We start from the raw sequence: 16,034 nt of genomic DNA on the forward strand, positions 1-16,034 counted from the left end.
TAAAGTCCGGGCTCCCTGGTTGCAGCGGACCGTGGCACCACGATCGCCCCCAGAACGTTTATCACGATGTACCAATACACAGAATTCGACCGTCAGTTCGTGCACCTGCGTGCAGCGCAATTCCGCGACCAGCTGGAACGCTGGCAGGGCGGCAAGCTCTCCGAAGACGAGTTCAAGCCGCTGCGCTTGCAAAACGGCTGGTATGTGCAACGCTATGCGCCGATGCTCCGCGTAGCCGTGCCTTACGGCGAACTGTCGAGCAGGCAAATTCGCGTACTGGCGCGCATCGCGCGCGAATACGACGAGCCGGAGGCCGAGGTCTACAAGACGGCGCTCAAGACGCAAGGCAAGCTCGGCACGTTGAAACTGCCGACGCACTATGCGCACTTTTCGACGCGCCAGAACGTTCAGTACAACTGGATTCCTCTGGCCAGGAGCGCCGATGTGATGGACCTCCTGGCGTCGGTCGACATGCACGGCATCCAGACCAGCGGAAACTGCATTCGCAACATCACCAGCGACGAGCGCGCCGGCATCGCCATCGACGAGATTGCCGACCCGCGGCCGTTCGCTGAAATCATGCGGCAGTGGAGCACGCTGCACCCCGAGTTCGCCTTTTTGCCGCGCAAGTTCAAGATCGCCATCACCGGTGCCACCGAAGACCGCGCCGCCACCGGCTGGCACGACGTGGGCCTGCATCTGGTGAAGAACGATGCCGACGAACTGGGCTTTCGCGTTCAGGTCGGCGGCGGCATGGGCCGCACCCCGATCATCGGCACCGTACTGCGCCAGTTCCTGCCGTGGGACCAGATCATGAATTACCTCGAAGCGGTGGTTCGGGTCTACAACCGCTACGGCCGGCGCGACAACATCTACAAGGCACGCATCAAGATCCTGGTGAAGGCCGAAGGCCAGCGCTACATCGACGATGTCGAGGCCGAATACACGCAAATCGTCGAGCATGACGGTGCGCCGCACACCATCACGAAGGCCGAATACGACCGCGTGTCCGCCACCTTCGTCCCGCCGACGTTAGCCACGCGAGTGCTGCAGAGCGCCGAGCAAACCGCCATCGACCTGCAGAAGCATGCGGCCGACGACGTGCAGTTCGCACGCTGGTTGGCACGCAACGTGGCACCGCACAAGAACCCCGCCCTGCGCGCGGTCACGCTGTCTTTCAAGCGCCTGCACCAGGCGCCGGGCGATGCGGATGCCGACCAGCTCGACACCATCGCGCAGCTGTCGGACCGCTTCTCGGCCGGCGAAGCACGCGTCACGCACGACCAGAACGTCGTGCTGCCTTGGGTACATGCCGAAGACCTGCACGCGCTCTGGCTGAACGCACGCGAAGCCGGATTTGCCAGCGCCAACGTGCGCCTGCTCACCGACATGATCGCCTGCCCCGGCGGAGATTTTTGCGCGCTGGCCAATGCGCGCTCGATCCCGATCGCCGAAGCCATCACCGAGCGCTATCAAGACCTCGACGAGCTCGACGACCTCGGCGAAATCGATCTGCACATCAGCGGCTGCATCAACTCCTGCGGCCACCACCACAGCGGGCACATCGGCATCCTGGGCGTCGACAAGGACGGCAAGGAGTGGTACCAGGTCTCGCTCGGCGGCTCGGACGGCTCCGCGCTCAGCGGCACGCCGCAGGCCGGCAAGGCGGTTGGCCCTTCCTTCTCAGCAGCCGAGGTGCCGGAGGTGATCGAAGCGGTGCTCGGCACCTACCGCGACACGCGCAATGCGGGCGAGACTTTCATCGACACGCTGCGCCGCGTCGGGCACGATCCGTTCAAGGCGTCGGCCAATGGTGCACGCTTCAAGGTGGAGGCCACGGCATGACCGCCTCCAGCCAAACGAAGTACACATTGCAGCTCGTCGCCAACGAAGACCATGTCGACGACGGCGACCCCAAGGTCATGCAACTCGCCAACGATGCCGATCCGCTCGCGATCGAGGTGTGCCTGGCCGACGTCGAGCGCATCGATCTCAACTTCCCCAAGTTCACCGACGGACGTGCGTATAGCCAGGCCTTTTTGCTGCGCCGCCGTCTCGGCTTCAGGGGCGACATCCGCGCCACCGGCGACGTGCTGATCGACCAGCTGGTGCAGATGGAGCGCACCGGCTTCAGCAGCGCGGTATTGAAAGAAGGCGTGGACGCCTCGGCGGCGCAACGCCAGTTCGAACGTTTCTCCGGCTTCTATCAGGGCGACGCGATACACACCGCGCCGCATTTCGCGACATGAACACCGACCTCGACCTCCAGCACGTCAACGCCGAACTCGGCCGCAATGCCCAGGGTCTCGTGGACTGGGCGATCGGCCTGGGCCAGCCCGCGATCGTCACCACCAATTTCCGCCCCTTTGAAGCTGTGATCCTGCACATGGTCACGCGCGCGAAGCCCGACGTGCCGGTGATCTGGATGGACAACGGCTACAACACCGAGGCTACCTACCGATTTGCCGATGAAGTGACAAAGCAGCTGGGGCTCAATCTGCACATCTACCTGCCGCGCCGTTCGCGTGCGCATCGCGAAGCAGTGGACGGCCCGACGCCCGCGCTGGACGACCCGCGCCATGCCGCGTTCACGCAAGAGGTGAAGCTGGAGCCCTTCGCGCGTGCGCTGCGCGAGACCGCACCGAAGGTCTGGTTCACCGCACTGCGTGCCACCGACACCGCCGTGCGTGCACAAATGGACCCGGTCAGCCTCAATCCGGATGGCTTGATCAAGCTCGCGCCGCTGCTTCACTGGTCGTCGAAAGACCTGTACGAATACTGCGAGGCGCATGGCCTGCCCAACAACTTCGACTACGTGGACCCGACCAAGGGCGAAGACAACCGCGAGTGTGGTCTGCACCTCGCGCATTGACGTCGCAACCTTGAACAGCCCCTCCCGATGAACGCCCGTACCGAAGCCGATCTGCTGCTCCCCGACATGCACTCTCCCGCGCGCCTTTCCAACGCCCAACTCGATGCGCTCGAAGAAGAGACGATCTTTATCCTGCGTGAAGTCGCCGGCGCCTTCGAGCGTCCCACCCTCCTGTTTTCAGGCGGCAAGGATTCGCTGGTGCTGTTGAAGTGCGCCGAAAAGGCGTTCGGCTCGGGGCGCATTCCTTATCCGCTGCTGATGATCGACACCGGCCACAACTTCCCTGAAGTGACGGCCTTTCGTGATCACCGTGCGAATGAGCTAGGAGCGGAGTTGATCGTGCGCAGCGTCGAAGATTCGATGGCGCGCGGCACCGTGCGTCTGGCGCATGCGGGCGAGTCGCGCAACGCGCACCAGTCGGTCACGCTGCTCGAAGCCATCGAAGAGTTCCGCTTCGACGCGCTCATCGGCGGTGCCCGGCGCGACGAAGAAAAGGCGCGTGCCAAGGAGCGCATCTTTTCGCACCGAGATTCGTTCGGGCAGTGGCAGCCGAAAGATCAACGCCCGGAGTTGTGGACGCTTTTCAACACGCGGCACGCACCCGGCGAACACTTTCGAGTCTTTCCGATTTCCAACTGGACCGAGCTCGACGTCTGGCAATACATCGAGCGCGAGAACGTCGAGTTGCCTTCGATCTACTACACGCACAAGCGTGAAGTGGTCGAGCGCCGCGGCCTGCTGGTGCCGGTGACCGAACTCACGCCGCCGCGCGCCGGCGAGCAAATCGAAGTCCGCGACGTGCGCTTTCGCACCGTGGGCGACATCACGACCACCTGCCCGGTCGCCAGCCTGGCAGCCGATGCGGGTGATGTCGTCATCGAAACGCTGACGGTGAATGTCAGCGAGCGCGGCGCCACGCGAATGGACGACATGACGTCCGAGGCTTCCATGGAAAAGCGCAAGAAAGATGGGTACTTTTGATGAACGCAACGACCCTCGCACCTGACTTGACCGAAGTCCTGAACCACGCAGGCGACACCGGTACGGCTTTGCGCTTCATTACCTGCGGCAGCGTGGACGACGGCAAGAGCACGCTCATCGGCCGGTTGCTGGTCGACAGCAAGACCGTGCTGCAAGACCAGCTGGCAGGCGTGCAGCGCGGTGGTGAAACCGACCTTGCGTTGCTGACCGATGGCTTGTCGGCCGAGCGCGAGCAAGGCATCACGATCGACGTGGCCTACCGATATTTCTCTACTGCCAAGCGAAAGTTCATCATCGGCGACGCGCCCGGACACGAGCAATACACCCGCAACATGGTGACCGCCGCTTCGGCCGCCGACGCCGCCGTGGTGCTGGTCGACGCGACCAAGCTGGGATGGGCCGGCGAAGTGCTCGACGGTGAAGTGATCCAGCAGGACCTGCTGCCGCAAACCCGCCGGCATACGCTGCTGTGCAACCTGCTGCGCGTGCAGTCGATCGTCTTCGCGGTCAACAAGCTCGACGCGATGGACGATGCCGATCTCGCCTTTGAGCGTATCTCTTCGGCGATCAACGGCTTTGCCGAAGCGGCCGGTGTGGCGGTCGCTGCCATCGTGCCGATCTCCGCGCTGAAGGGCTGGAACGTCGCGACGCATTGCACCGAGCGCGCCGACTGGTGCGGCTACAGCGGTCCGACCCTGCTCGAACTGCTGGAGCAACTGCCGGTGACCGCGCAAGACGAAGCCGTGCCGTTTGCCTTTCCGGTGCAGTGGGTCGAAAAGTTCTCGTCATCGGCCGACACCTCGCAAGGCCGCCGCATCTTCTGGGGCCGGGTCGCCAGCGGACACGTCGAGCCCGGCCAGCGCGTGACCGTGCTGCCGAGCAACCAGACCGCGACCGTTGCGCAGGTGCTGAGCCATACGCGTCAGCCGAAGACCGTGCATGCGGGCCACAGCGCCGGCATCGTGTTGGATCGCGAACTCGATGTGTCGCGCGGCGACTGGCTGCTGGCGCCCGACGCCTTCGAGCCGGTGCGGGAAATCACCGCCACCGTCGCCTGGCTCGACGATGAACCGCTGGTGGCCGGCCGCATCTACTGGGCGCTGCAAGGGCATCGCTGGGTCAAGGCCAAGGTCGCTCGCATCATCGACCGAGTGAACATCACGACGCTCGAATCCGAGCCGACTGCGCAGTTGGAAGCCAACGCCATCGGCGACATCGTGCTGGCGTTGCAACAGCCGCTCGCTGTGCTGCCGTTTTCGCAATCGCGCGCCCTCGGCTCGCTGGTGCTGGTCGACACCGCCACCAACAAGACCTCGGCTGCAGTGCTGGTGCAACCCGCCAGTTAAAATTCAGGGTTTCCCCGATCGCTTTGCCTCTCAAAAGAACATGACACACGTCGTCTCCGAATCGTGCATCCGCTGCAAATACACCGACTGCGTGGACGTGTGCCCCGTCGACTGCTTCCGTGAGGGTCCCAATATGCTGGTGATCGATCCGGACGAGTGCATCGATTGCGCGGTGTGCATTCCCGAGTGCCCCGTCAACGCGATCTACGCCGAAGAAGACCTGCCGGCAGACCAGCTGGCTTTCATCAAGCTCAATGCCGAGCTGGCACTGGCCGACGGCTGGAAGAGCATCACCAAGCGCAAGCCGCCGCCGGCCGACGCCGACGACTGGAAAGACAAGACCGACAAGATCGGGGAGCTGGTGCGCTGACCACTCTCGGCACGCCGATCGAGACCGACGCCCTCATCATCGGCGCCGGCCCGGTCGGGCTGTTTCAGGCCTTCCAACTTGGCCTGCTCGAAATCTCCTGCCACATCGTCGATGCGCTGCCTGCTGCGGGTGGGCAATGCGTGGCCCTGTATGCAGACAAGCCGCTCTACGACATTCCGGGCACGCCAGTTACCAGCGGTCGTCAACTTGCGGAGTCGATGTTGCAGCAGGTCGCACCGTTCAAGCCGGAGTTTCACTTCGGCGAGCAGGTAGCGACGCTAGAACGTCAGGCGGACAACCGCTTCCTTTTGAGCACCTCCAACGGCACCGCATTTCTGGCGAAAACCGTGTTCGTTGCAGGCGGTGTCGGCGCCTTTGTGCCGAAGCGCATCGCCATCGACGGCATCGCGCAATTCGAAGGCACACGGCTTTTCTATCACCCCGAATCACTGACTGGCTTTGCCGGCAAGACGGTGGTGGTGAACGGTGGTGACGACGTTGCGCTCGACACCGCCATTCGGCTGATCGACATCGCGCAACGCGTGACGCTGCTGCATCGCCGCGACGGGTTTCAGGCCGAAGAAGCCACCGTCGCCCGCTTTCGCATGCTGGTAGCCGATGGCAAGCTCGGCTTCAGCGTCGGTCAACCGACTGCGTTCGACGAGCGCCGCCTGCAGATCACGACACCCGACGCGCAAACAGTCGATCTGCCACTCGATGCGCTCATCGCCTGCCTCGGCATTTCGCCGCGGCTCGGGCCCATTGCCGATTGGGGACTGGCGCTCGAACGCAAGCAAGTGCCGGTCGATACGGCAAAGTTCGAAACCGGCGAACGCGGCGTGTTCGCTGTCGGCGACATCAACACCTATCCAGGCAAGAAGAAGCTCATCGTCTGCGGGTTTCACGAGGCGACACTGGCGGCCTGGGGCGCAGCCGAAATCGTGTTTCCGGGCAAGTCGATCCCGCTGCAGTACACGACGACCAGCACGCGTTTGCACACCCTGCTGGGTGTCGATCACCCGCGCTAATCAGATACTCCTCGGCGCGCTTCGCGCTAGCAACTAGCAAGAACCAGCTAGATGCCCTTTTCCACCATGTCGAGAAGCCGCTGGCCCATGGCTTCTGCCTGCACCGCCGGTATCCCTCGCAGCGGGCCGTCGATGGTGAGCATTGCCAACCCGTGAACGGCACCCCAAGCCAGAAACTCAGCGCCCGGCCGGCGCTCGGGCGTTAACACGCCGGCTTCGACCATCTGATCGAGGGCCGCGCCCAGCAACTGAAAAGGATCGAGTCCGGTGTTGCCGGTCTTTGCCTCCTCATGCGTGATGTCGATTTTTTCCGGCGCGACGAAAGCCATCCGGAACAAGCCGGTTTCAGCCAGCGCAAAACGCATGTATCCGGTGCCCACTGCCCGCAAGGCGGCGCGTGCCGCGGCGGCGCCCTTCAGCCTTCGCGGCACCTTGTCGAGTTCAGCCTCCATGGCCACCGCGACGGCAGAAACCGCCGCAGCGCGGACGGCCTGCAGCAACTCCTGACGACTCGCGAAATGCCGATATGCGGCGTTGGGGACCACGCCAGCGCGCCGGGTCGCTTCACGCAAGACCACAGCGTCGGGGCCGCCAGCACGAGCGAGTTCAATGCCGGCGTCGAGCAAGGCACGGTACAGATCGCCATGCCGATAGGTGCTGCGCGCCGGCGCGGGAACGACGATCGGGTCGGGCGGCACCAGGTGTTCGCGGGGACGCATTGCTTTCTCCATGTGGACAGCGTCCATTCTCTTTGCTATTCTATTGTGTACGGCGTACACAAAATCAGATTCGAAGAAACACAACACGCTTCGCCGCCAACTGCAACGTCAACATTTCCCCGCATCTTTTTCCCTAACCCAAGGAGTATCGCCATGAACATCCAGCCCTACATCTTCTTCGAAAGTAACTGCGCCGAAGCCATGCGCTTCTACGAGAAGGCGCTTCGCGGCAAGCTCGAAATGATGGTGACGCACGCCGAAATGCCCGACTTCGACGCCACCAAATTTCCACCGGGCACCGCCGAGCGAATCATGCATGCGCGACTCGTGGTCGACGGCCAGGTGCTGATGGCATCGGACAACGGTTCCGGCATGCCATACGACGGCATGAAGGGCTTTACCGTCACCCTCACCTACCCGGATGTCGCCGAAGGAAAGCGCGTGTTCGACGCGCTGGCGGAGGGCGGACAGGTGCGCATGCCCTTCGGCAAGACCTTCTGGGCCGAAGCATTCGGCATGACGGTCGATCGCTTCGGAACGCCGTGGATGGTCAACGCCGGCTTGTCCGATCCGACATCGCCGACCTGATACATGAGCGGCATTCCCCGCGTTGGCAGTTCGCTCGACTCGCGCAAGCGCTGGCTCACGCTGATGGTTCTGTGCCTCGGCGTGCTGATGATCGTGCTCGACACGACCATCGTGAATGTCGCGCTGCCTTCGATCCGCGCCGATCTCAAGTTCTCCGAGACGTCGTTGGTGTGGGTCGTCAATGCGGGCTACCGACAGGCATTTACGGTCGGCGCGTTGTTCGCGGCGGCGGCCGGTGTGATCGGCGCGGTGTGGCTGCGCACCGCCTCGCCGTCGGCGGCGGCATCGCCCTCCTCGTCGACCACCCCGTCCTCATGACGGCGCCCCTCGACTACCTCTCCAAGTTCCCCTCTCAACCCTCGTTCAGAAAGTTCTGCCATGGCTCGCTATGTCGATGGATTCGTCGTTCCGGTTCCGACCGCCAAACTGGATGCCTACCGGCGCCTCGCGCGCAAGGCCGGCAAGATATGGAAAGAGCATGGCGCGCTCGAGTACATCGAGTGTGTCGCCGATGATGTGAAGCCAGGCAAGCTCACGTCGTTCCCGCAGAGCGTCAAGCTGAAAGACGATGAAACGGTCGTCTTCTCGTGGATCGTTTTCAGCTCGCGCAAGCAGCGCGACGCCGTCAACGCCAAGGTCATGAAAGACCCGCGACTGGCTGACATGATGGACCCGAAGGCGATGCCGTTCGACGGCAAACGCATGATCTGGGGCGGCTTCAAGACACTCGTCGAACTCTGATAGGGCTTGCGGGTCGCATCACGACTCGCCCTTGCTTTTCTGTCGCTAGAATTCGGTCACCTTGCGCTCCGGCGCAAGGCCGCTAGGGGTGTTGAAGCGCTGATCTTTCTGCGCCGAGACTGAGAAAGTCCCTTTGAACCTGATTGAGGTAATCCTCGCGCAGGGAAGCATGTCCAGGGCCGCAGCACTTCTCTCAGTCTGCAGAAAGCTCCGCAAGCCGACCTGCCATCACGTCGGAAGAACGTCATGGCACCCCGCAGTTCCGCCCAGAAGAAGTCTGGCCCCCGATGGCGCACTGCGCCTGTTCCCCAGGCGTTGGCCACTTTGTTCCTGATCGCGGCCGCGAGCGCCCAGGCGCAAACCACGCTGCCCGCCATCACCGTGAACGACCAGACCGCACCGTTGCAAGCGGACATCAGCGGATTCGGCGACGTGCCTTTGCGCGAGTTGCCCATCACCGCAACTGTCATCGGCAGCAAGCAGATCCAGGACAGTGGCGCACGCCGGCTGGCCGACCTCACAAAGTTCGATTCGTCGGTGACGGATGCCTACAACGCGGCCGGCTACTGGGACTATCTGACGGTGCGCGGCTTCGTGCTGGACAACCGCTTCAACTACCGGCGCGAGGGCTTGCCCATCAGCGCCGAAACGTCGATTCCGCTCGACAACAAGGAGCGCGTCGAGATCCTGCACGGCACCAGCGGCATCCAGGCCGGCACCAGCGCCCCCGGCGGTCTGGTCAACTACGTCGTCAAGCGGCCGACATCGCAAGACCTGCGCGAAGTGCGTATCGAAACGACGAGCCGCGGCAGCGTGCTGGGCGCGGTCGACCTCGGCGGCCGCTTTGGCGACGACAAGCAGTTCGGCTACCGGCTCAATGCCGTCAACGAAAACCTGAAGCCGCTCACGCACAACCTGGACGGCAACCGCAACCTCTTTTCGCTCGCGGCGGATTGGCGCATCACGCCGGACTCGTTGTTCGAAGCGGAGATCGAATACAGCCACAAGGCGCAGCCGAGCCAGAACGGCTACAGCCTGCTCGGCAACGTGTTGCCTCCGGTGCCGAATCCGCGCCTCAACCTGAACAACCAGCCGTGGTCCCAACCCTCGGTATTCAATGCGCTGACCGGCAGCCTTCGCTTCACGCAGGCCATCAACGCCGACTGGCGCTGGAGTGCGCAGATCGGCCAGCAGCGCCTCAAGACCGACGATCGCCTGGCCTACGCTTTTGGCTGCAGCGCCGAAGGCAACTACGACCGCTACTGCTCCGACGGCACCTTCGACTTCTACGACTTCAGGAGCGAAAACGAACGACGTCGACTGACCGCCGGCCAAGTCAACCTGAAGGGCAACGTGATGACCGGCAGCGTGAAGCACGAGCTCGGCTTCGGCATCTTGCAAAGCCGCGTGCGCAACCGGTTCGAAGACCAGGCCTACAACTACGTCGGCACCGGCAACATCTTCGGTACGGCGGTGGTGCCGGCCGACCCGACGATGGACATCCCCAACACCAATCGCGACGAGCGCTCGACCGAGTACACGGTGCAAGACGCCATCCATTGGAACGACAAGTTCACGACATGGCTCGGCGTGCGCTACACGCACCTCAGTCGCGGCAGCGTGCGCACCGACGGCTCCGACCCGACGCAGTACAGCCAGAACATCACCACCCCGTGGGTCGCGGCCAGCTACGCGTTTCAGCCCGGTTTGCTCGGCTATGTGAGCTGGGGCAAAGGCGTCGAATCGGAGATCGTGCCGAACAGGGCGTCGCAGTACAGCAATGCCGGCGAAGCCTTGCCCGCCCTCACCTCCAAGCAGTGGGAGATCGGCCTGAAGGGCGGCGGCAACGTGGCGGACGGTGCCCTCAATTGGCAAGTGGCGTACTTTGACATCTCGCGGCCGATGACCAACCTCGACAGCTGCGACGCCAGCGGCGCGTTGTGCAGCGGTCAATACGACGGCCGCGCCGTGCACCGCGGACTCGAAGCCAATGCGCAATGGACAACAGGACCGTGGCGCTTTGGCGGGGGCGTGACCCTGATCGACGCCAAGCGTCGCGACAGCACGCTAGACCCTGCCGCCAACGGACAGCATCCGACCAACGTGCCCAACCAGGTAGTGCGCGCGCTGGTCGGTTACCAGTTTGCCGCCGTGCCTGGCCTGAGCACGCAACTGCTGATGTCGCACGAAGGCCGACGCAACGTGCTGCCCGACGGATCGATCCAGCTGCCGTCGTGGACCCGCTTCGACGCCGCGCTGCGCTACGACACCAAGCTAAACAACGTGAACACGAGCTGGACCGTAGGCGTCGAAAACCTGGCCGACCGCAGCTACTGGAAAGAGTCGCCCTACCAGTTCGGCCACGTCTACCTGTTCCCCGGCGCACCCCGTACGCTGAGGCTCGCGTTCACCGCGTCGCTGTAATGCGACGACGCGTGAGCCCCAGCCAGGAAGCCCGAAAAAGCCACGCTATAATCTGAGGCTGTATTCCTCGATAGCTCAGTTGGTAGAGCGCCGGACTGTTAATCCGTAGGTCCCTGGTTCGAGCCCAGGTCGAGGAGCCATAGTTAAAGCCTCACAGGCAAAAGAAAGCCCGCTATCAATACGATAGCGGGCTTTTGTCATTCAGAAATGCCTTTGTGTAGTTCCTGTGTAATCGTGTCAGCTGAGCTTGATTGCCGCGTAGCGGCTCTGCAGCTTGTCCATAGCAGCTTGGATGTGCGCGCCGCTCTGATGTGAGTAGCGCTCAACCATCGACAAGGTCTTGTGCCCGCTGATGCGCTTGACCGTCGGCAAGTCGACGCCGGACTGAACCAGGTGACTTATCGCCGTGTGCCGCAGCGTGTGACGAACGACCTTTGTCGGGTCGAGACCCGCGGCAATCGCAGCATCTTTGAACGGCTTCTGTATCGCTACCGTGTGTCCGCTCTTCGACATGGGCGTTCCGTCCTTTTTCGTCAGCGAAGGAAACAGCCACTCGCTCTCCTTCGTCACCGATTGCTTGATGTACTTCTCGAGGAAGACCGCCAGGTTTTCGGTCATTGGCTGATCGCGTGCGCCGGCCTTAGCTTTCGGGATGTAGATAACGCGCTGGGCGATGTTGACGTGCTCCTTGCGAATCGACAGCACCTCGGACATCCGCATCGACGTTTCGAGCGCGATGAGCACGAAAGGGTGAAGCTGCGTACTGTTCGATAGCTCTGCCGCAGCGAGGAAGGCATGCACCTGGTCTTGCGTTAGGTAGACGATGCGACCGTCGCCCTCCTTCATGCGCCGCATCTTCGGTTTTGCGCTCGATATCCAACCCCATTCGCCCGACTGACTGAAGAGATGCGACAGGGTGGCTAGTTCGCGGTTAACGGTGCCGGGGCTTGTTGTCCTGCCGGTGTCTCGCGCCACTCTCTTGCCGCTGCGCCAATCGCCTCCTGCCTGCACCACTTGGCCCAGGCGATGCTTCTTGTACCGCTCAACATCGAACGCGCTGATTTTCGACAACGGTGTCGCACCAAAAAATGGGACTAGATGCTGCCGCAGGTGCTGATCCTTGGTGTCGATATTTTTCCCGCCCGCCTCGCGCAACTTCGCGATGTACCTCGTGGCCGCATCCTTGAACGACAAAGCGACTTTGCGGCCTCGTGGCAGCGAGAGCCGGTCGTGCCGCGCGTCGGTACGGGCCTTCTCGATAAAGGCCTCGCAGGCTGTCCGCGTCGTGCCCTCCGACTCGCGCCCGACGACGCGGTGAATGCGCTCCCCGTCGACCATGATGTTCACGGTGTAGAGACCGTCGCCGCTATCAAGTCTCTCGAAGCCGATGCCGTGCTCCTGCACCTTATGACCCGGCTTGAGCTGGCGCAGTGCACGGCGGTCGAGCTTGGTGAACTGCTTGGCCACGGTCCTACCCCTTGCTCTTTGTTTTTGCTTTCCTCGCGGGCAAATGCTCAGGTGTCGAGCCCCCTGTGTCGTCTAGCCAGCTTGCGACAGACCCGTCACTTTCCTTCTTAAGGTCGGATAACTCCTCGCGCAGAACCTCGTCTCCCTTCAGTGCGTCAGCGAGCTGCTTGGCGGTGTAGTCGTGCGCCACGGCAATGTGGAACAGCCAAGCAAAGCGGCGCAGTCGTGCGCGCGTCTCCGGGCTGTCCTCGAAGCCGCCCTTCCAGTACCGGAAAGTCTCATTCACAAGCTTCCAGCGCACCTGTTCGTCAAACGTCAGAAGAGTCGGCGCCAGGGTCGCGAGGATCACGAAGCGGTCGGCGTCATCGACGTCCCAAAAAGCTGTGCCCATCGTGGCGAGCGGCACGCTGCCGTCGCTCGGCAATTCGACTTCAACGGTCTTGAGGGCTTCCACCACGGCTTGCTCGATGAAGCTCGAAGCCGAGCGACGCTGTGCACGCGCGGCAAGCTCCACAAGGTATTTGGTTTTCGGGTCAAAGCGAATCACGAAGGGCTCGCTTTTCGATATGCCCCTCGCGCTGCGTCGTTGCATAGCCATCAGAGTCCTCCGTTCATGGTTGTTCACGATCAATCATGAACGTTAGTATACATTCAACTTGACGCATAATGGCTTCTACGATTTCGCTGATATCAACTTGAATACACGTAACGCGAACAAAGGAAAAAAAAGATGTCTAAATCCGGAGAAGTTCTGTGGACCCTGGACGGTCGCACCACCCGCCAAGGTGCAGGCGTGTACACCGGCAATGCGGCCGGAACGCTGGCGAACATGGCTAGTCAGGGCACGGGCCCGGTGTTCGTGAAACGCGGCAAGAAGGTCTGGTACTTCCGCAACGATCTCGACCGCTGGTTGGCGGCAGGTCGCGTCACAAGCACCGCGCAGGGCCGACTGCTCGCGTCAGAACTCAAGGCCCAGATGCCCTCGCGGGCAGCGCTGCGTGCCAGCGGCACGCAACTGTCGACCGCTCCCCTGCAGCCGTGGCCGGCACCGTTCACACAAGCCGGGAACGACAAGCAATGAGCAAGGTCGATCCTGAAGCGGGCCTGCTCTCCCGAAGGCTCAATCTGCGCGTGAGGTCGCGTCCTCCGCGCACCAGCAGCATCCCTATGGCGGAGTTATTAAACTGGACGTTCGAGGACGAAGTTCCGCTGCTCGGGGACCTGATCACCGCCGGGTCGACCGGCATGCTCGCCGCCGAGCGCGGGCTGGGCAAGTCGATCTTCGCCTTGTACATCGCCTATGCGATTGCCGGTGGCAAATCCTGCAAACCGTGGGGCGTGGGTGCCGGCGCCGTCGTCGTCTACCTAGACGGCGAGATGCACACGCGCACGTTGGCTCAACGCTTGAAGATGATCACGAACAGCGACCCGCAAGAGAAAACGCGTCGGCTCGCCGGCAAGAATTTGCAGATCATCGGCCGCGATGCGATGGAAGACGTCATCGGCCACATCGATGTCGAAGAGGATCAGCGCCGCATCGAGAACATGCTGCCCGAGGATTGTCGGATGCTGATCATCGACAACTTGTCGGCATGGACGAGTTCGGGCAGGGAAGACGGTGCGTCGTTTGCGCCTATCAAGCGCTGGCTGGCGCGCTTGCGAACAGTCGGCATCGCGGTGCTCCTGGTGCATCACACCGGCAAATCGGGCCGAGGTCAACGCGGCTCCAGCATTCACGAGGACATGCTGGATTACTTCATAAAGCTTGACGTGGACCCGCGCGGCAAGCCTGCAAACGGCACCCGGTTTCTGGTCACGCTGGAAAAGCAACGCGAACTGCATGCGGATGTCCCGGAGGTCTTCGGCTACACGTTCACCACCGACCCCGACGAAGACAAGATGCGGCACTTGTTCGAGCTGACCGGCAAAAAGCCGCCAACGGCAATCGATCAACAGATTGTCGACTTGCTGCTGGAGGGCGTCGCGGGCAAGAACGTCGCGACAACACTCAACGTGGCGCAGGCGAAGGTCAGCCGCGTTAAGGGCGCGCAATCGGCGGACACGAAAGCGGACATCAAGGAAGCCCGGCGGCAGCGCGACACGCTGGGCGAAACACGCAGCGTTACGCCGACCGGCAAGCGCAGCAGTGCGCGCTCAACGCATGAACCGCCCCAGGCGAACAAGACAAACAAACACGGCGCCCCTGGCGCAGCGGCATGAATTTCACGATTGCGAACACTAGCGCGTGCAATCGTGAAATCGGCGACATCGCCATTGCGGGATGGCTTCGGCACTACGGGAAGTCCGCCTCCGCCGGGGCTGGTCGCGCGAAATCGTGTTCTACGCACCATCGCCGACGCGTCTTCAGTGTGGATCGAACGCAAGGACTTCGCCCTGTCTCGGTAAACATATTTACCGAATTTAAGTGCGCGCTTTTTTTAGAGCGCTTCGTGGCGAAAGCGGAGATGCAGCGGCAGGCAGCGGTTGCGGAGGTGCCGCAATGGGCAGACGGCGGGATGGATCGAACAACGACATCGCCGCCTATGTAATACAGCAGAAACCCTCATAGCTCATTGAGTCCTCATAGCTCATTGATAGCCCATTCCTCAGCGCTGTTTGCTTGCACTTTGGACTCTCCCAATGCTTAGTCCCGATTGGCCGACGCACTGCTTTCAAAACACTCCGACCTCGCCTTCGAGTTATTAACCCCATGACGGATTCACTCACGATCAGGCTGGACCTAAGCCATCTTTCGGATTTCTCCCGCGAACGGATCGGCCAGCTCGCTGCGCAACGACAGGTCATGCGACGGCGCGTGGGGAAACGCACCGAATACTTCCGGCCGAAGAAGTTCGCCAGCCCTCTCTCCGGTGCGAATTTGACCCTAGACTTCATGCAGGCTGACGACAACCCCGAGTCTTTGCCCAATGCCGTCGTTGCCGATCTGAGCCTGCCAAGCGCACTGTTCGGTCAGAACTACACCCACGAGACGAACGTGTGGGCGGCGGCGACGGCGGGGGTGAAATTGGTCAAGATCGTCCTCGCACAAGCGGGCTTGTCCGCCGGTGCGCTTGCAACGCTGCGGGCGGAGCACATCACGATGGAGACGGTCACCTTGACCTTCCTCTATCCACTCGGCAGCCAAGCGGAGGCCGATCTGCGAGTGAAGGCACTGGGCGAATCGTTGCACGCGATGCTTCCCCTGAAGATTCACGAGAAGCACACCACCAACCGCACCTTGTACTTCGACTTCCCCGATTTCCTCATCACCGTCTACAACAAGACGAAAGAGAAAACAATCTCCTGGCCGGTCGGGGCGCCGGTGGAAATCATTCGCGCGCAGGGCGAGCGTCTTGTCCGTCTTGAAGTGAAGCTGCGGCGCCACTTTCTCGCAAAACGCGAGCTGCATCGCATTGAAGCTTGAATCGCCCCGGTTTTTGAGGAGGCTCAACACTCTGAGAGGATTGAGCCATGAACAAGTCGAACAAGTTCTCACCC

16 protein-coding genes, 1 tRNA gene, 1 pseudogene and 1 riboswitch are annotated in these 16,034 nt (G+C 62.2%); of the genes and pseudogenes, 15 read left to right on the forward strand and 3 right to left on the reverse strand.

Annotated features, from left to right (window positions below; translation table 11 throughout):
- Window positions 1–66 precede the first annotated feature (66 nt).
- Genes QN397_RS13480 through QN397_RS13510 form a run of 7 tightly spaced genes read left to right on the forward strand, consistent with a single transcriptional unit; the run spans window position 67 to window position 6,597 of the window.
- Entirely contained in the window at window positions 67–1,845 is a 1,779-nt protein-coding gene (locus QN397_RS13480; RefSeq protein ID WP_323501106.1) for a nitrite/sulfite reductase, read from the forward strand.
- Window positions 1,842–2,249: a DUF934 domain-containing protein gene (locus QN397_RS13485; RefSeq protein ID WP_323501107.1), complete on the forward strand. Its 408-nt coding sequence runs from the start codon at window positions 1,842–1,844 to the stop codon at window positions 2,247–2,249. The genes QN397_RS13480 and QN397_RS13485 overlap by 4 nt, the downstream gene beginning before the upstream one ends.
- Window positions 2,246–2,872, forward strand: a complete 627-nt coding sequence (locus QN397_RS13490; RefSeq protein ID WP_187051775.1) for a phosphoadenosine phosphosulfate reductase family protein — start codon at window positions 2,246–2,248, stop codon at window positions 2,870–2,872. Before QN397_RS13485 ends, QN397_RS13490 begins: the two co-directional genes overlap by 4 nt.
- A 27-nt stretch (window positions 2,873–2,899) precedes the next feature.
- A complete protein-coding gene (cysD, locus tag QN397_RS13495) occupies window positions 2,900–3,853 on the forward strand; it encodes a sulfate adenylyltransferase subunit CysD (protein ID WP_323501108.1) in 954 nt (317 codons plus the stop codon).
- Complete coding sequence (locus QN397_RS13500; RefSeq protein ID WP_323501109.1) at window positions 3,853–5,199, forward strand: sulfate adenylyltransferase subunit 1; 1,347 nt, start codon at window positions 3,853–3,855, stop codon at window positions 5,197–5,199. The genes cysD and QN397_RS13500 overlap by 1 nt, the downstream gene beginning before the upstream one ends.
- 40 nt (window positions 5,200–5,239) lie before the next feature.
- Window positions 5,240–5,569: a ferredoxin FdxA gene (fdxA, locus tag QN397_RS13505; protein ID WP_323495865.1), complete on the forward strand. Its 330-nt coding sequence runs from the start codon at window positions 5,240–5,242 to the stop codon at window positions 5,567–5,569.
- Window positions 5,527–6,597: an NAD(P)/FAD-dependent oxidoreductase gene (locus QN397_RS13510; RefSeq protein ID WP_323501122.1), complete on the forward strand. Its 1,071-nt coding sequence runs from the start codon at window positions 5,527–5,529 to the stop codon at window positions 6,595–6,597. Before fdxA ends, QN397_RS13510 begins: the two co-directional genes overlap by 43 nt.
- A gap of 47 nt (window positions 6,598–6,644) precedes the next feature.
- On the opposite strand, the gene QN397_RS13515 is transcribed toward QN397_RS13510, so the two are convergent.
- A complete protein-coding gene (locus QN397_RS13515) occupies window positions 6,645–7,316 on the reverse strand; it encodes a TetR/AcrR family transcriptional regulator (RefSeq protein ID WP_261802326.1) in 672 nt (223 codons plus the stop codon).
- Between the two features lie 153 nt (window positions 7,317–7,469).
- On the opposite strand from QN397_RS13515, the gene QN397_RS13520 reads away from it, so the two are divergent.
- The 5 genes and pseudogenes from QN397_RS13520 (at window position 7,470) to QN397_RS13540 (ending at window position 11,209) form a co-directional block, all read left to right on the forward strand.
- The gene (locus QN397_RS13520; RefSeq protein WP_323501110.1) at window positions 7,470–7,904 is read left to right on the forward strand and encodes a VOC family protein; all 435 of its coding nucleotides are present in this window, start codon (window positions 7,470–7,472) and stop codon (window positions 7,902–7,904) included.
- Between the two features lie 3 nt (window positions 7,905–7,907).
- Window positions 7,908–8,090: pseudogene (locus QN397_RS13525) on the forward strand (MFS transporter); the annotation flags it as partial.
- 192 nt (window positions 8,091–8,282) lie between these two features.
- Window positions 8,283–8,645, forward strand: coding sequence for a DUF1428 domain-containing protein (locus QN397_RS13530; RefSeq protein ID WP_323501111.1), 363 nt, complete (start codon window positions 8,283–8,285; stop codon window positions 8,643–8,645).
- Between the two features lie 74 nt (window positions 8,646–8,719).
- Window positions 8,720–8,828: riboswitch (TPP riboswitch) on the forward strand.
- A gap of 63 nt (window positions 8,829–8,891) precedes the next feature.
- Window positions 8,892–11,069, forward strand: a complete 2,178-nt coding sequence (locus QN397_RS13535; protein ID WP_323501112.1) for a TonB-dependent siderophore receptor — start codon at window positions 8,892–8,894, stop codon at window positions 11,067–11,069.
- Between the two features lie 64 nt (window positions 11,070–11,133).
- Window positions 11,134–11,209: transfer RNA gene (locus tag QN397_RS13540), tRNA-Asn, on the forward strand.
- A 97-nt stretch (window positions 11,210–11,306) separates the two neighbouring features.
- Here QN397_RS13540 and QN397_RS13545 read toward each other — a convergent pair.
- Complete coding sequence (locus tag QN397_RS13545) at window positions 11,307–12,536, reverse strand: site-specific integrase (RefSeq protein ID WP_323501113.1); 1,230 nt, start codon at window positions 12,534–12,536, stop codon at window positions 11,307–11,309.
- 4 nt (window positions 12,537–12,540) lie between these two features.
- Entirely contained in the window at window positions 12,541–13,134 is a 594-nt protein-coding gene (locus tag QN397_RS13550; protein ID WP_323501114.1) for a hypothetical protein, read from the reverse strand.
- 132 nt (window positions 13,135–13,266) lie between these two features.
- Between QN397_RS13550 and QN397_RS13555 the strand changes: the two genes are divergently transcribed.
- The 3 genes from QN397_RS13555 to QN397_RS13565 all read left to right on the forward strand — a co-directional run bounded on the left by QN397_RS13555 (window position 13,267) and on the right by QN397_RS13565 (window position 15,960).
- Entirely contained in the window at window positions 13,267–13,617 is a 351-nt protein-coding gene (locus tag QN397_RS13555) for a hypothetical protein (protein WP_323501115.1), read from the forward strand.
- A complete protein-coding gene (locus QN397_RS13560; protein ID WP_323501116.1) occupies window positions 13,575–14,756 on the forward strand; it encodes an AAA family ATPase in 1,182 nt (393 codons plus the stop codon). Before QN397_RS13555 ends, QN397_RS13560 begins: the two co-directional genes overlap by 43 nt.
- 490 nt (window positions 14,757–15,246) lie before the next feature.
- Complete coding sequence (locus QN397_RS13565; protein ID WP_323501117.1) at window positions 15,247–15,960, forward strand: hypothetical protein; 714 nt, start codon at window positions 15,247–15,249, stop codon at window positions 15,958–15,960.
- Window positions 15,961–16,034: the final 74 nt, after the last annotated feature.

The organism is Variovorax sp. RTB1 (assembly GCF_035018765.1).
GTDB lineage: Bacteria > Pseudomonadota > Gammaproteobacteria > Burkholderiales > Burkholderiaceae_C > Variovorax.

What these genes read in the sequence shown, in the direction of transcription:
- QN397_RS13535 (WP_323501112.1), top strand. Translation starts at nt 8,892, where the DNA reads ATGGCACCCCGCAGTTCCGCCCAGAAGAAGTCTGGCCCCCGATGGCGC.
- QN397_RS13480 (WP_323501106.1), top strand. Translation starts at nt 67, where the DNA reads ATGTACCAATACACAGAATTCGACCGTCAGTTCGTGCACCTGCGTGCA.
- QN397_RS13530 (WP_323501111.1), top strand. Translation starts at nt 8,283, where the DNA reads ATGGCTCGCTATGTCGATGGATTCGTCGTTCCGGTTCCGACCGCCAAA.
- QN397_RS13500 (WP_323501109.1), top strand. Translation starts at nt 3,853, where the DNA reads ATGAACGCAACGACCCTCGCACCTGACTTGACCGAAGTCCTGAACCAC.
- QN397_RS13490 (WP_187051775.1), top strand. Translation starts at nt 2,246, where the DNA reads ATGAACACCGACCTCGACCTCCAGCACGTCAACGCCGAACTCGGCCGC.
- fdxA (WP_323495865.1), top strand. Translation starts at nt 5,240, where the DNA reads ATGACACACGTCGTCTCCGAATCGTGCATCCGCTGCAAATACACCGAC.
- QN397_RS13520 (WP_323501110.1), top strand. Translation starts at nt 7,470, where the DNA reads ATGAACATCCAGCCCTACATCTTCTTCGAAAGTAACTGCGCCGAAGCC.
- QN397_RS13515 (WP_261802326.1), bottom strand. Translation starts at nt 7,316, where the DNA reads ATGCGTCCCCGCGAACACCTGGTGCCGCCCGACCCGATCGTCGTTCCC.
- cysD (WP_323501108.1), top strand. Translation starts at nt 2,900, where the DNA reads ATGAACGCCCGTACCGAAGCCGATCTGCTGCTCCCCGACATGCACTCT.
- QN397_RS13565 (WP_323501117.1), top strand. Translation starts at nt 15,247, where the DNA reads ATGACGGATTCACTCACGATCAGGCTGGACCTAAGCCATCTTTCGGAT.
- QN397_RS13555 (WP_323501115.1), top strand. Translation starts at nt 13,267, where the DNA reads ATGTCTAAATCCGGAGAAGTTCTGTGGACCCTGGACGGTCGCACCACC.
- QN397_RS13485 (WP_323501107.1), top strand. Translation starts at nt 1,842, where the DNA reads ATGACCGCCTCCAGCCAAACGAAGTACACATTGCAGCTCGTCGCCAAC.
- QN397_RS13550 (WP_323501114.1), bottom strand. Translation starts at nt 13,134, where the DNA reads ATGGCTATGCAACGACGCAGCGCGAGGGGCATATCGAAAAGCGAGCCC.